This window comes from Ktedonobacter sp. SOSP1-85 (genome assembly GCF_016587415.1).
Classification (GTDB): Bacteria; Chloroflexota; Ktedonobacteria; order Ktedonobacterales; family Ktedonobacteraceae; genus Ktedonobacter.
The window spans coordinates 458,040-471,861 of record NZ_BNJI01000002.1 but is presented as its reverse complement, the minus strand read 5'-3'; the positions used below and the strand labels follow the sequence as shown (position 1 = coordinate 471,861).

Below are 13,822 nucleotides of genomic sequence, written 5' to 3'. Positions count from 1 at the left end.
AGCGGGTCCCTACCGGCATCAAAAGCCGTCTCGTGTTAATTGGCTAGCTCCTCCAGCTCCTGGCGCCAGAGGGCGCTGCTGGCGTCGCTGGGCATACGCCAGTCGCCGCGGGGCGAGAGGGCCACTGAGCCTACTTTGGGGCCGTCGGGCATGGCCGAGCGCTTGAACTGGGCGGCGAAGAAGCGCTGGTAGAAGGTTTTCAGCCACTCCAGGACCTCGGCGGGCTGGTGGTGCTTGGCGAAGACCTGGCAGGCTAGCCAGTAGACCTTGCGCGGCGTGAAGCCGTGGCGCACCACCTGGAAGAGGAAGAAGTCGTGCAGAAGGTAGGGGCCGATGGTGGCCTCTGTCTCCTGTACAAGCGCGTCGTTCTCGCCCAGGGGCAGCAGCTCGGGACTGATGGGTGTGGCATTGATGTCGTGCAGCACCTCGGAGGTGACGCCGTTATAGACGCTCTCGGCGCACCACTCGATCAGGTAGCGCACAAGCGTCTTAGGCACGCCCGCGTTGACGTGGTACATCGACATGTGGTCGGCGTTATAGGTGCACCAGCCCAGGGCCAACTCGGAGAGGTCGCCAGTACCCACCGCCAGGCCGCCAACCTGATTGCCGATATCCATCAAGATCTGTGTGCGCTCGCGAGCCTGGGCGTTCTCATAAGTTACATTGTGCAGGTTGGGATCGTGTCCGATATCTTTGAAGTGCTGGAGAACCGCGTCGTGAATGGGGATCTGGCGCAGGGAGATGCCCAGAGATTCCGCTAGCCGCTCCGCGTTGGAACGTGTGCGGTTCGTGGTACCAAAGCCAGGCATGGTGATTGCTACAATCCCTTCGCGTGGCAATCCCAGCATCTCAAATGCCTGCTGGACGACCAGCAGGGCTAGCGTCGAGTCCAGGCCACCAGAGAGGGCAATCGTAATATTTTTGATGCCTGTATGCTTGAGCCGCTTAGCCAGGCCCACTGACTGGAGGTGGAAGATCTCCTGACAGTGTTTGGCCCGCTGCGAGGGATCGGCGGGGACAAAAGGCGTTGGCGTGAGATCATTGCGCAGGAGTTCTGCCTGTTCTCTTGATCCAACTCCCTCGGGCAGGTTGAAAGCCAGCGTGCGATAGGCCCTATCGGGAAGGGCCGAGGAGAAACTGCTATTGCGCAGGCGCTCGTGGTTCATACTCTGCACATCCACGTCGGCCACGGCCATCTGAGTGGAGAAGAGGAAGCGCTCCGTCTCGGCCAGCATACGCCCGTTCTCGTTAATGTAGGCGCCCCCGGAGAAGACCACGTCGGTCGTGGACTCGCCCGGTCCCGCCCCCGCGTAGAGGTAGATCGCCAGGCAGCGTGCTGCCTGCTGCTGGATCAGCGCGCGTCGATACTCGGCCTTGCCCAGGATCTCATCGCTGGCCGAGGGATTCAGGATCACGGTCGCCCCCGCCAGAGCCATGCTGCCGCTGGGTGGCTGGACCGCCCACAGATCCTCGCAGATCTCAATACCAAACATACAGCCAGGGAAATTGTTGGCGGAGAAGAGCAGGTCGGTCCCAAAGGGAATGCTTTCGCCTGCGAGCTGAATCTCGCTCAGTGGGGCATCCTTGGCAGAGCTAAACCAGCGCTCCTCATAATACTCGTTCGTGCTCGGTAGATAGGTTTTGGGAACGATGCCCAGGACTTTGCCATCGCTGACGAAGGCGGCGCAGTTGTAGAGCTTTCCTCCCAGGTGCATGGGCAGGCCCACAACGGCAGCTATCTGTGCCTCTGCCGCTGCTTGGGCGATTGCGAGCAGGGCCTTGCTCGCCTGATCGAGCAACACGGATTGATAGAAAAGATCGGCGCAGGTATAGCCAGTGATGCATAGCTCAGGAAAGAGGGCCAGGCGGGACCCGCGTGCTGCCGCCTCCTGCAAGGCATCAATAATAATTTGTGTATTATAGCGAATATCCGCCACGCGCAATTCTGGTACCACGACCGCGACACGCAGAAAACCTAGCGAGGTCGGTGAGAATAGATCTTGCTTCACGTTATTCCCTCTCTTCTTATCCGAAACTCTGAGCGCGAAGCGCTAGTCACGTGAGTGACGTTGGGTTTCGGAATAAGATCCTTCTCTCCTCTGATGAAGTACCTTTGAGTATAGCACATCTGAGGTTACCTGGCTGGCGCCTTCTCATTGACAAAACACTCTTTTCTCGCGTACTCTTATCTTCGAGGAGGGAGATTCAGAACATGAAACGCTATGGACAGATTATCAGGGTAAAATCAGGGCAGATCGAAGCCTATGAGCGCATCCATGAGGAGGTCTGGCCGGAGGTTCTAGCCACAATCGAGGCCTGCAATATCCGTAACTATACTATTTTTCGCCACGGCACCCTGCTCTTTGCCTATTTTGAATATATTGGCGACGACTTCGCCGCCGATATGGCGCGCATGGCCGCCGATCCCAAGACGCAGGAATGGTGGCAGCACACCGACCCCATGCAAGAGCCGCTCGCCGACCGGGCCGAGGGCGAGTGGTGGTCCGTCATGCGCGAGGTCTTTCACACCGATTAAGAAGAGTGCCTCTATATTGATATTTGGAATTAATTGTGTGATGCCGGGTTGCCTGTGGCAACCCGGCATCACACAATTAATCCTCACCTTACCTTGGGGCGTAGCTCCTGCCAGCTCTGGCGCATGGCTGCTATCTCGCCTTCGCTTGGTTGGGTGCCGCTATAGCGCGTCATAGTGTACACATTGGTTAGCCGGGTTAGTTCTCCTTCTCCAGCGGGCATGGATTCAAGCAGGCGCTGGCGAAACTCGGCCGGAGTCTCGTCAATATGGCGCGCATAACCTGCTTTGAAGGCGTGGCGGAGAAATGCGCGATAGATCTCGCGCACGGTGCGCGTGGCGGGCTCGCCCGTAAGCTCCTCGCTCCAGGCTATGTCCTGCTGCTTACGCATACGTGTATGCAGAGTGCTCAGGCCCCTGAAGATGCCTTGCCAGAGGCTCTTGAAGAAGGCCTTGAGTTGCTCTTTAAAGAGCTCCCAGGACCAGGCGCTGGTATATATCTCTACAATGATCTGCTGTGTATGGCGCCTCCTCGCGGCCCGCGCTATCATCCACCTTGTGCTTAAGATGAGCACTAGTACGACTGCCAGGATGCCAGCCGCCAGGCGTAGCAAAATGTTCCACTCTGGATCGGCCTGCCCTGGTCCGGGTTGTTTAGCTACTTTATGCTTGTCACCAATGATTCCGTGAGGGGGAACCTGATTTGTAGGCAAAGACTTTAGCCAGTGGAAGAAGGGATCAGTCAACTGAGCCAGCCAGTTGGGCGAGAGTATAAGGGTAATCAATAGCGTCACCAGGAGTAGCACTAGGCTAAAGAGGAGGATGTTGAGCAAGAGCTTTCCCTCCTGTGCCCGGACACTCCCCAACAATCCTTGAGCGTGATAATGCTCATTGCGCTTCTCCGCCGCCTTCGCCAGGGTATGTGCTAGCAGGCCCAGAAAGAGGAAGCCCGGAATGACCAGCAAGAGCGCACTGTCCGTGGTGTTTACTCCCCCAATCGTGCGCACCAGCAGTACGCCCAGGAGAAAGCCAATCCCACTCTTGAATACCTGTACGATGTCTTGCGCCTCGATCTCCTTCCTCGACAGGGTGAGACCCCGGACGCCGAAAAAGCCTATAAGCATGGCGATGAAGAGCGCCTGGACGATATAGAGGGGATTGTTGGTAATATCATCGAATGCGAAGGCCAGCCAGCGCGGATCAAGCAGGAAGGCTTGCTGAGTATACCACTGGACCCAGATCACGACCAGGAGCAGCACCAGAAGCGACCCCAAGTACCAGCGCGTGGTAAGCTGCCTCAGTCGTTTTAATGTAACACCCTCACTTTGTGAATGCCGCGCCAGCCAGAAACCAACCAGCCGCTGCATAGTTTGTGCCAGCCAGAGCAAGCCACAGGCCATAAGAAAGAGCCACCAGGCCGGAACAACCTGGTCAACTTCTCTAAAAGGTGGAGCGTTCACCATGCCCTTTAACACTACCAGGACGATACAGGCATCGATAGACGCCAATAAATAGGGTAGGAGGCGTTCCCCCATGCTGCCAGACGTATTTGCGTGACGATATTTTTTATGTTCCAGAGCCGTATGGCTATCCTGTGACGTGGCGGCTAACGGCGAGGATAGTGGCATGTGGTATCTCTTTCTTAGAAAGGGCAATTCAAACAGAAAGCTTTAAAGCTTGCTAGCATGCTATAAACGCAAAAGCGTATATGTGGTTAATACGCATTTTGCTAGCCTGATATCACAGAAGAGTAACGGACGACTCTACTAAATGGTAGATTTACGTAATTTATAGATGTAGGGTCCATGCTGGCATGGACTGCGAGCGAAGCGACCTCCGCAACGGCGGGATATCGGCCTGCGGGCCTCGGCAGTCCATGCCAGCATGGACCCTACAGATGTTGTGAATTCGCTACTAAAGTACACGTCTACATATAAAAATATGATACGCCCGTATCTTTATATGTAGACGCGTACTTTAGTAGCGTCGTGCCATTCTAGACGCAGGAGTTAGAGTTGTTTGACCACTCTTTTTGGATAGTATAGTTCCCCTCCTGACGGGTCTGCCAGGCGCAGATGTCGCCAATCTCGCCATTGGCCTGATCGTACCAGCCCTGCCCGGGGACCGGGTCCGTGATCGCCTCGCACAGTTCATGCGAACTGGTCGATGTGAGCGAATCGAACGCACTGAGGTTATTGGTACAGCCTGCGCAGTCGGGGTAGGGCATGACGGCATAATAGACCTTGTTGTTGATGGCATTGTGATAGCCGCAGAACGAAGAGCAGGAGCTATCACCACTCATCGTGACCGTTGTCCCGCTCGGCAGGTATACAAAGTAGAGCGTATTGGCTGTGGGTTGTGGTAGCGTAGAGTTAGCAATCGCATCGGTTATGAATTGCTGGATCTGGTCGTCTGTGACATTAGAGCCGGGCTCTGAAGTGGTAAGGGTTGTCGTGCCAGAGCGGCTCCCGCGCCCAATCTTCTGCTCGGCGGTGCTATACTCCGCCATCTGGTCCAGCAGAGGACTGGTCAGGATATAGTCAAAGAAGGAGTTCAGCTTCTGCACGAGGTCGCTCTCGGGTGCCTGCTGCCACTGCGAGCCCCAGAAGACGGTGTAGACCTCCACAGTGGTAAGCAGGGGACCATTGTTATAGACAAGCTGCGCCGTAGGAGCAGCTGTTTCTAGAGAGGGCGAATGTACAGGAACAATGCGAATGGGTTCGTCGTATGAGGGGAGGCCGGTTTCGGATGAGGTGAAGTTGCTCGCCATAAAATCCATTCTCCTTGCGTTAAAGACGACGGTGTGCGCGTTTTGCACTCTCCCATTCTATCTCACGAGGTCAAACTCATCAGGTCTAGCTGATCGCGAGAAGCGTAATCCCCGCCAGGATAAGCGCGGCCGAGACTATGCGCCGCGCGCCCTGTTTCTCCGCCAGGAGGCGTGTCCCCATCAGGGTACCGATCAAAACACTGCTCTCGCGCAGTGGCGCGACCTGGCTGACTGGATTCGAGATCAGGACAAATAGAATGAGCAGGTAGGCCAGGGGAGAGAGAATCGCAACTCCCAATACCTCCAGGCGCTGCGATCTCCAGGTTTCCTTGACCTGCCCCCAATGCTTTAGCGAAGCTGGCAGCAGCAAAACAGCCATCACAATGCTTGGAAACTCCATCATCAGTAGCGGCGAGGTATGCAGCGTACTCACGGCCTCTTTATCCCATAGCGTATAGATAGCGATAAACACGCCGGTGATGAGGGCGTACAGGATAGCGCGGCGCTTTCCCTCAGCAAAGATGCGCAGGGGATTCCCCACCAGGAAGACGATCCCCACGATAAGCAGCGCTATGCCCACCAGCGCGCCCACCGCTGGCCTCTCGTTAAAAATCGCGATGGCGAAGAGGGTTGAGAGCAGCGGACCCGTGCCGCGCGCCAGCGGATAGGAGAGCGAGAGGTCCCCGGTCTCATACCCTCGCTGCAAGAAGAGAAAGTAGGCCAGGTGCAGGCAGGAACTCCCCAGCGCAAAACCCACCTGGACCCAACTGAACGACGTATGCCCGGCGAAGAGCACATACGATAACACAGGCACGTAAATAATACTCGCCAGCACATTAAATAACCAGACAAAACCCTTGCTATTCCCCGCCCTCTTCGCCAGAAAATTCCAGCTCGCATGCAAAAACGCCGCCACAAGCACCAGCAGAAACACAAAAGGACTCATAATCACCCAGCCTCCTGCTCTAAAAAGAAATATTGTTTCCTAAAACAAAGATAAAATAAAGTTTCATTTCTGTCAAGGTGAGTGATAGCTTACCACCTTCTTTTTAAGGGGGAGTATGTGTATTGGCATGACTGGTGGGCATTCGCCCACCAGTCATGCCAATACACATACTCCCCTTGAGCGCCGTAGGCGCGAAAGCTTAACCCTCTTGACAGAAACTTTATTTCTCTATACACTAAAAAGAAATAAAATTTCATTCGTTAATGAGGTAAGGAGAAAAAAGGCATGGCTTTCTCTTTTGTGCAGATTACCGACCACCACCTGGGGGAGACCGAGTCTCAATTGATGCGCGGATATGCAACCGCCTATGCTGTACGCAAGGTGCTACGCCATATCGCGGAAAATGTCGGCGAGCGTATCGATTTCTTGATCACGACCGGCGACCTGGTCAATGATGCGTCGGAGGTATCTTATAGCAATTTCTGCCAGATGTTTCAGTTGCAGGCTGTCTCCGCTGCGCCGGGACCAGCGTTAGTCACACTAGAGGGCTTGCAGGCCTTCCCTATGTATTTTCTGCCTGGCAATCACGATGACCGCGAGCTGTTTTTCCGCTATCTCTTTGCCGATACGCCTCCCATGCCTCTGATGAATGTCAGCTTCCAGCACAAAGGCGTGCAATTTATCTGCCTGGATTTTGGCGCGGGCGATGATGCCGTTGCTTATCCTGAGACTCTGGACTACCTTGAGCGCTCATTACAGGCCGGATTCCCATCAGTGATCTTGACCCACCATCACATGGTTCCCATGGGCAATCGTTGGCAGGATGATTATTTTCTGGATAAAGAGAAGAGTGAAATATTCTGGAATATTGCAACCCAGTATCAAGCACAGATCCTGGGTGTGCTTAGTGGACATGTGCATACGACCTATGAGAAGGTGAAGCGCGGCATTCCCGTCTTTGGGCTGCGCTCGACGGCTCCCCAGGTAGTGTTTCTGGATGAGCCGTTCTTTTGTCTTCAACCGTTGCACTATCGCCTGGTAACCATCCAAGACGGCATCCTGACGACGCGGATTTTTGAGGTCCCGCTATAAATGGGGTGTTTTCCACACCCCACGTGCAAGTTATTCTGGGTAGAAGGTGTGATGCGGGCGCAAGAAGTCATGCCAACAAGTTGCCTCGCGCAGAAAAGCGGGATATACTTTTGCTGACAGCAAGCAGCAGATGTGATGGAGAGGAAGGTCATACTCATGTCGCAATCACAGGAGCGTCCCCTCATTTCAGAAGGCGTCCAGGCGCGTTTACGTGCCGCCTCGCAGACCTTGACTGAGGCCGAGGGACGCGTGGCACAGTTCTTTGAACAGCACCCCGAGGAGGCGATTCATCTCTCGGTCCAGGCCCTGGCACAGCGTATTCAGGTCAGCGAGGCGACCATCGTACGTTGTTGCCGCTCGCTCGGCTACCAGGGATTACGCGACCTCAAACTCGCCCTGGCGGCGGAGAGTATGACCCCGCTCCATCAGATTCACGAAGACATTCTACCGGATGACAGTGTAGGCGTGGTAGCGCGCAAGGTGCTCCAATCGGATATCCAGGCTATCGCCGACACCCTGGCCGTGCTTGATGAGCAGCTCTTAGAGCGCGCGGTCGAAGCCCTGGCAGGCGCCACGCGCATTGAGTTCTATGGCATTGGCCCCTCCCTGCCTGTCGCCCTGGACGCCTATTACCGCTTCCTGCGCATTGGTCTGCCCGTGACCGTAACTCACGATGCCGTCATGCAGGCGGTCTCGGCCGCGAACCTGCCCCCAGGCTCCGTCGCCTTCGCCATCTCACACTCTGGTCGCACGCGCGAGACACTGAACGCACTCCGCTCAGCCCGCGCCGCTGGCGCGTTCTGCATTCTCCTGAGCAGCCATGTACACACGCCGCTCAGCGAGTACGCCGATATCGCCCTGATCACCGCCTCGCGCGAGACCGCCTTCCGTACCGCGGCCCTTACCAGCCGCATCGCCCATCTCAGCGTAATTGACGCCCTCTACGTCGCCGTCGCCTCGCGCCGCTCCGAATCATCTCTCATCGCCCTCGAACGCTTCTCCGAAGCCATCGACGAGCACCTCTTGTAAGAGATCTCTGAGATTGTGTTGTAGGGTCCATGCTTGCATGGACTAACAACGCTCAATCTTCTCAAAAAGCGTAATCCAGAGTCCCGGTATGACCTCTCTCTCCCCTCTCTCGCTAAAGCCCAGACCTTCGTATAGCCTTTTAGCAGGCAAGTTCCTGGCTCCCGTTGAAACGATAATCCTCTCTCTCCCTTCCTCGACACCCTCCACAAAGCTTACAAGCGCTTTGCCGATCCCACGTCGGAAATAACTGGGATGAACCACCAGGCGATAAATATCCAGGAGGCCACCCTCTTTCTTATACGAGATGGCGCCCGCCAATCTGTCATCTATCCAGTAGCCATAGAAGATCTCGTCACTGTTTTGAAGCGTCTCCAAATCCTCCTGCAAGGCTGGAATGGCGAACGAGCCAATCAGCTCCGCCTCAATCAGGTAGGCCGCTCGCTGTATCTCCAACAGCTCTTTGGCTTGCTCCATGTCTTGTAGATATATTCTTCCTATAGACACATGACTCTCCTTCACAGCTTAACTCCAGGGATAGCAAATTGAAATCAAGAATCTCGTTGTACCTGGAAAATCTGGCAATCTGGAAGCCGGATCGCCGTCAGCTTTCCTCTGCGGAAGGCTCCCGTATCGATGCAAATCTTGTTGGCTTGTACGAGTGGCTCCGGCAGGTTCCAATGACCAAACACGACCGGCTTTCCCCAATCGTACTCACTCTCAAGAAAGCCTTTCACCCCCCACATTTTGTAGAAAGCCGATGTCTGCGAAATAGGTTTGCCCGGTAGTAGCCCGGCATGGATATAGTAGGCGTGTTTATCTTCATATTCGATACATGTCTCTTCTAACCAGTCTCCCACCGCAAATGGGAGCGATCCGTCACAGTCCTCCCAGACCTGGAGCGCTCCTTCAATATCGGGGACATGAGTGAAGTGGGCGCCGTTCCAACAAGCCAGCCATGCATCTTCATGGTTGCCTCGTAAGAAAATGCACGCTGCATGGGTTCGTTTGAGTTCTCGCAAAGCGAGGATGGTTGCCACCGAGTCTTCTCCGCGATCCAAACAATCTCCTAAGAAAACAAGCGTGTCCTCATCATGTATGGGCAGAAGCGCTAATAATCGACGGAGGAGGGTCACCTCCCCGTGGAGGTCTCCAATCGCATACGTCATCGGTTGATCTTCCATTGTTAACGGTCCTTCTTCTGGAACAGAGACGAGGCATTTGTTCTTTACGATTGCTCAGTTGCTATTCTATCACACTCTTCTATTTGCTCTTGTTAACCATTGCGCACTTTTGCATCCAGGCGATCCAGCAGCACTTTGAGGTTAAGGGGGATGCCGTGCTGCATCTCCCACCTGTCCTTCATCTGCGGGATGACAAGTGTGGCGTAGAGCATAGACAGGTGCAGGGGTGCCAGTCGTTGCGCCAGCTCGAAGGCATCTACCAGTTGCTCACGCGTGGCATAGCGCTCCCAGGGCTGAAGGTAAGCTTCGCGCAGGCGAGTCCGGGCCTCGGGCCAGCGGGCCTCAATGTCGAGCAGGAAAGGGTACAGGCTAAAGAAGGGGTGGGCGATACAACTATCAGTCCAATCGTAATATAGGTAGTCGCCCTCGCTCAGAACAATATTCTGCGCGTGCAGGTCGCCATGCTCAAGAGTCTCTGGGAGCGCATAGCCAGCCAATTCCTGGCAGAGCGAGCGTGTAAGCGGCAGTGCGTCATGCAGTCGCCGTACCTGCTCTAGCGAGAGGGCCGTAGGCGTGTCAAATAACAACGACTGCTCACTTGTGAGCAAGTGCCCAAGCTGCTCTGGCAGGGTCGCCAGTGGGAGGCGTGGACATCCCAGCTCCTCTAATTGCTCCACCTGTGCGCTGTGATCAATCTGTAATATGGCATAGCGGCGCAGCGCCTCCTGCCAATCCGCCAGGTCCAGGCTCTGGTCCAGGTGTCTATCGCCAAAGTCATGCATCAAGAGCCAGCGTTCACGCTCATCCACGGCCACAAGCGCTGGCACACACCCTACCTGGTATCGTGCCAGGTGTTGTAGCAGCGTAAGCTCATGTTGGAAGAACGCAGGCAGGGCCTTAAAATAAAAAGTGTTTTTTGCTGTCTGCACTCGCAGCAGGCTGCCGCGTTCCGCCACGCCTATCTGCTCTATTGAGACTATGGGCTGGACCTCCAGCTTCGCCAATGCTTGCTCAATCCAGGCCTCAGCCCTCGACAACCAGCCAGGATGATACCAGGGAGTGCGCTCCTCTTCGTCCCGCTTCGCCAACCATTCTTCCAGCCATACAAGATGCTCCGGCGGCGTGATCATAATCTCTTTCAAGGCTTCAACATCCATCCAGCATGCATCAGCCGGAAGATTATCGTGGGACGAGTGTAACTCCATGACATAGACCCGGCTAAAGCGCATTGTCGCGCGCTCAAAGTCCTCGCCCAGGCAGCGCACCGTCGACAAACCCACGTCAAGCAAGCTCTGCATCTCACGATTAAAGCGGGCGACCTCTTTCCACGAAACATATTCGTCTGCCTGCCACTCCACCTGGGGCAGCATCCAGCCGCCCTGCACAGCCCGCAAGAGGACCCGCTCCTCTCCAGGATGCATGATGATACCCGCCATATTGAACGTATAACGTGCCGCTTCTACCATATACCTATCCATGCCTCAAATCTACACGGTATGGGTAATTATATACTCCAGAACCAACGTAATCCATAAGTGATTGCACAGCACATAGAGTGGCTGTACTGGTAGTTGGGTTTGCAGGGTACGATTTTTATAAATTTGCAGGTACCTGTATTGGCGACTATCACCCCTCACACGTTAGCGGCGGCCCTGGGGGCAAAGTGGCCAACCTACCTGACCTTTATGTTCAGTTTTGCGACGGTGCTTATCACCTGGGTCTACCATCATCGTCTGCTCCAATGGGCGAGACACGCGGAAACAGGGCTACTCTTTATCAATGGGATACTCTTACTCATCGTTTCGGCGGTTCCCTTCCCTACGGCCCTGCTTGGAGCCTATTTGACAACGCTAGCGGCCTCAGTTGCGTGTGCTATTTATGCTGGCTATATAGCGGTTCTTAATTTTTCCTACAATCTGCTCTGGTGGGTGGTGACGCGGCAGCAGCGCAGAAACGATCCGTCTGGCTGGCGCCCCCCCACGAGCATGGTCCTTTCTTTTCTCGATTTCCCTTGCTATCTGGTCGCTTTGGGGATCGCCTTCTGGAGCCCCGTCACGACTCTCGTCATCTGCGGGACGTTGTGGGTCGTGTGGACCATTAAGGCCCCTAGCATGGACGCATTTTCATCAAAAGGAGCATAACCATGACCACCGTCTCTTACCGAAATATTTCTATGTAGCTTGGCAAGTTCTGTGCCGAACTCTTCCGCGCCAATCTCTTGTCGCTACCTTCTTTTCCCCTTGACATCTCCCTGCATTTCCGTGTACTATTGTCACTAGTTAGTGACGTCACTAATTGGTGACATTTTTACGAGGAGAGATCTAGCATGACTGAAGCTGGAAAGAGACGGGGAGAGGCCAGCCGCGAGGCTATTCTGGCGGCGGCGGAGAGCGTCTTCGCGGAACATGGCTTTGATGGTGCGCGCGTTGACGTAATTGCCCATGCCTCGGGCTATGATAAGAAGCTGATCTTTCGCTACTTTGGCGATAAGCTTGGCCTCTATACCGAGGTGCTTAAGCGGGCCGACCAGGAATCGAATATCCTCCTGGCTCGCGTCTTCGCGCCTTTGCTGGTGGACGAAACCCTCGCTCTCCAGGCTCAGCAGTTCAAGTCCTTCCTTGAATCGATGCTCTACACTCTTTTCGATTACCTGCTTGAGCATCCACGCTTTGTGCGTATCATGACCTGGGAGATGGCTGAGGGCTGGCAGATCTATACCCAGATTGCCTCACAATTCCCTAATGAAGATCTTGACCAGTTTGAGCGCCTCTTTCATAAGGCGCGCAGCGCGGGACTGCTCAGGTCAGACTATCTGCCCGCGATCCAGTTGTCGACAATCACGCAGCTATGCCTGACCTATCTCGCCTCCCTACCTTTATATAAGACGCTGTTACCAGGAGAGGACCTCTCATCTCGCGCGGGCCTGGAACGCGCTCGCGAGTATATCGTAGCTTTTGTGGTCGCTGGTATGATGGCCGATCCCACAGAGTCGCGGCCCGAGAAAGGAATGGAATCAAGATGACAGAAATCACATTACAGGACGTTTTCGCGCAAAAACATAATCCCTATCCGGCCTATGCGCGTCTACGCGAGCAGGGACCCCTCGCCCGCTGGAACTGGATGGGGCAGGATATGTGGCTGGCGACTACCTATGAGGACATCATCACGCTTTTGAAAGATCCGCGCCTGACCATAGACATGCAGAAGCTTCTACCCCCAGGGTATGAGCAGAGTCCCGGTGGAGGAAGCGCTGAGCGCTATGTGCCTCTCGCTGGCATGCGGCACCTGCTCAACACGGACCTTCCAGACCATAGCCGCCTGCGCACCCTGGTCTCCAAAGCCTTTACCCCGCGCATGATCGAGCAGTTGCGCCCACGTATCCAGCAGATCGCGGATGACCTGCTCGACGCCGTTCAGGAGCAGGGAGAGATGGACCTGGTCGCCAACTTTGCCTTTCCACTGCCCATTATCGTTATCTCGGAAATGCTGGGCGTCCCATCGGAAGACCGCCAGCAGTTTCGGACCTGGACCCAGACCATCGTGCAGAGCCAGGGTGCCGCGCTTTCGTCCGAGAAACAGGCCGCAGGCCGGGCCGCCGAGGCAGAATTCATCAACTATGTCAAAGCACTGATAGCTACAAAGCGAAAACATCCAGACAACAGTTTGACAAGCGATCTGGTGCGCGTCGAAGAGCAGGGCGATAAGCTGAGCGAGAATGAGCTTATCTCCATGATCTTTCTGCTGCTTACGGCTGGACACGAGACAACGGTGAACCTGCTTGGCAATGGTACGCTGGCCCTCTTAGAGCATACGGACCAGCTAGAGCTTCTGCGAAGCGATCCTGGCTTGCTTCCCTCAGCCATCGAGGAGCTTTTACGCTATACCACTCCCGTAAGTCTTACCGCTCCGCGCTGGGCCTTAGAAGACATCGTGTTGCATGACCAGGTAATCCGTCGAGGCGAGATGGTGCGCTGCGCCCTGCTGGGGGCCAACATCGATCCCCAGGAATTCGCGGACCCCGAAGTCTTGAATATCCTGCGCCAGGAGAACCAGCACCTGGCCTTTGGCAAAGGCCTTCACTTCTGCCTGGGCGCACCCCTCGCCCGCCTGGAGGGCCAGGTCGCCCTTGGAACCCTGCTCCGTCGCCTACCCAACCTGCGCCTGGCAGTGTCCCCAGAGCAGGTCGCCTACAAGGATGCTGGTTCTCTGCGCGCCCTCGCGGCCCTGCCAGTCACGTTCTAGGACGGAGGGAGCCTGAGCGACGCTGCATA

The 13,822-nt window shown here is 55.4% G+C and carries 13 protein-coding genes; 6 read left to right on the top strand and 7 right to left on the bottom strand.

The genetic code is table 11. The features are described 5' to 3' along the window. Window positions 1-35: 35 nt before the first annotated feature. Window positions 36-2,009 (bottom strand): NAD(+) synthase, encoded by a 1,974-nt coding sequence (locus tag KTE_RS30260; protein ID WP_201388061.1) that lies wholly within the window; start codon window positions 2,007-2,009, stop codon window positions 36-38. A gap of 203 nt (window positions 2,010-2,212) precedes the next feature. Between KTE_RS30260 and KTE_RS30255 the strand changes: the two genes are divergently transcribed. After that, on the top strand, window positions 2,213-2,536 hold the full coding sequence (locus tag KTE_RS30255) for an L-rhamnose mutarotase (RefSeq protein WP_201388059.1): 324 nt from the start codon (window positions 2,213-2,215) through the stop codon (window positions 2,534-2,536). An 83-nt stretch (window positions 2,537-2,619) separates the two neighbouring features. Here KTE_RS30255 and KTE_RS30250 read toward each other — a convergent pair whose 3' ends face one another. The 3 genes from KTE_RS30250 to KTE_RS30240 all read right to left on the bottom strand — a co-directional run bounded on the left by KTE_RS30250 (window position 2,620) and on the right by KTE_RS30240 (window position 6,249). After that, the gene (locus KTE_RS30250; RefSeq protein WP_201388056.1) at window positions 2,620-4,161 is read right to left on the bottom strand and encodes a DUF4129 domain-containing protein; all 1,542 of its coding nucleotides are present in this window, start codon (window positions 4,159-4,161) and stop codon (window positions 2,620-2,622) included. A gap of 368 nt (window positions 4,162-4,529) precedes the next feature. Continuing rightward, window positions 4,530-5,303: a hypothetical protein gene (locus tag KTE_RS30245; protein WP_201388055.1), complete on the bottom strand. Its 774-nt coding sequence runs from the start codon at window positions 5,301-5,303 to the stop codon at window positions 4,530-4,532. Between the two features lie 85 nt (window positions 5,304-5,388). Beyond that, window positions 5,389-6,249 (bottom strand): DMT family transporter, encoded by an 861-nt coding sequence (locus tag KTE_RS30240; protein WP_201388053.1) that lies wholly within the window; start codon window positions 6,247-6,249, stop codon window positions 5,389-5,391. Window positions 6,250-6,534: 285 nt separating this feature from the next. Between KTE_RS30240 and KTE_RS30235 the strand changes: the two genes are divergently transcribed. Beyond that, the gene (locus KTE_RS30235; RefSeq protein ID WP_201388050.1) at window positions 6,535-7,341 is read left to right on the top strand and encodes a metallophosphoesterase; all 807 of its coding nucleotides are present in this window, start codon (window positions 6,535-6,537) and stop codon (window positions 7,339-7,341) included. 156 nt (window positions 7,342-7,497) lie between these two features. After that, window positions 7,498-8,370: a MurR/RpiR family transcriptional regulator gene (locus KTE_RS30230; RefSeq protein WP_201388048.1), complete on the top strand. Its 873-nt coding sequence runs from the start codon at window positions 7,498-7,500 to the stop codon at window positions 8,368-8,370. A 42-nt stretch (window positions 8,371-8,412) separates the two neighbouring features. Here KTE_RS30230 and KTE_RS30225 read toward each other — a convergent pair whose 3' ends face one another. The 3 genes from KTE_RS30225 to KTE_RS30215 form a co-directional block, all read right to left on the bottom strand. Next, window positions 8,413-8,874 (bottom strand): N-acetyltransferase, encoded by a 462-nt coding sequence (locus tag KTE_RS30225; protein ID WP_201388046.1) that lies wholly within the window; start codon window positions 8,872-8,874, stop codon window positions 8,413-8,415. A 44-nt stretch (window positions 8,875-8,918) separates the two neighbouring features. Next, window positions 8,919-9,551: a metallophosphoesterase gene (locus KTE_RS30220; protein WP_201388044.1), complete on the bottom strand. Its 633-nt coding sequence runs from the start codon at window positions 9,549-9,551 to the stop codon at window positions 8,919-8,921. Between the two features lie 92 nt (window positions 9,552-9,643). Continuing rightward, window positions 9,644-11,017, bottom strand: a complete 1,374-nt coding sequence (locus KTE_RS30215; protein ID WP_201388042.1) for an aminoglycoside phosphotransferase family protein — start codon at window positions 11,015-11,017, stop codon at window positions 9,644-9,646. 105 nt (window positions 11,018-11,122) lie between these two features. Here KTE_RS30215 and KTE_RS30210 point away from each other — a divergent pair, with 105 nt between their 5' ends. From KTE_RS30210 to KTE_RS30200, 3 genes are all read left to right on the top strand, one after another. Continuing rightward, window positions 11,123-11,692, top strand: coding sequence for a TMEM175 family protein (locus KTE_RS30210; RefSeq protein ID WP_307812007.1), 570 nt, complete (start codon window positions 11,123-11,125; stop codon window positions 11,690-11,692). A 185-nt stretch (window positions 11,693-11,877) separates the two neighbouring features. Beyond that, window positions 11,878-12,573 (top strand): TetR/AcrR family transcriptional regulator, encoded by a 696-nt coding sequence (locus KTE_RS30205; protein ID WP_201388038.1) that lies wholly within the window; start codon window positions 11,878-11,880, stop codon window positions 12,571-12,573. Further along, window positions 12,570-13,793, top strand: coding sequence for a cytochrome P450 (locus KTE_RS30200; RefSeq protein ID WP_201388036.1), 1,224 nt, complete (start codon window positions 12,570-12,572; stop codon window positions 13,791-13,793). Before KTE_RS30205 ends, KTE_RS30200 begins: the two co-directional genes overlap by 4 nt. Window positions 13,794-13,822 lie beyond the last annotated feature (29 nt).

Bases quoted from the DNA above. Each gene is read 5' to 3' on its own strand.
- KTE_RS30255 (WP_201388059.1), top strand. From the start codon at position 2,213: ATGAAACGCTATGGACAGATTATCAGGGTAAAATCAGGGCAGATCGAA.
- KTE_RS30250 (WP_201388056.1), bottom strand. From the start codon at position 4,161: ATGCCACTATCCTCGCCGTTAGCCGCCACGTCACAGGATAGCCATACG.
- KTE_RS30245 (WP_201388055.1), bottom strand. From the start codon at position 5,303: ATGGCGAGCAACTTCACCTCATCCGAAACCGGCCTCCCCTCATACGAC.
- KTE_RS30240 (WP_201388053.1), bottom strand. From the start codon at position 6,249: ATGAGTCCTTTTGTGTTTCTGCTGGTGCTTGTGGCGGCGTTTTTGCAT.
- KTE_RS30235 (WP_201388050.1), top strand. From the start codon at position 6,535: ATGGCTTTCTCTTTTGTGCAGATTACCGACCACCACCTGGGGGAGACC.
- KTE_RS30230 (WP_201388048.1), top strand. From the start codon at position 7,498: ATGTCGCAATCACAGGAGCGTCCCCTCATTTCAGAAGGCGTCCAGGCG.
- KTE_RS30220 (WP_201388044.1), bottom strand. From the start codon at position 9,551: ATGGAAGATCAACCGATGACGTATGCGATTGGAGACCTCCACGGGGAG.
- KTE_RS30215 (WP_201388042.1), bottom strand. From the start codon at position 11,017: ATGGTAGAAGCGGCACGTTATACGTTCAATATGGCGGGTATCATCATG.
- KTE_RS30205 (WP_201388038.1), top strand. From the start codon at position 11,878: ATGACTGAAGCTGGAAAGAGACGGGGAGAGGCCAGCCGCGAGGCTATT.
- KTE_RS30200 (WP_201388036.1), top strand. From the start codon at position 12,570: ATGACAGAAATCACATTACAGGACGTTTTCGCGCAAAAACATAATCCC.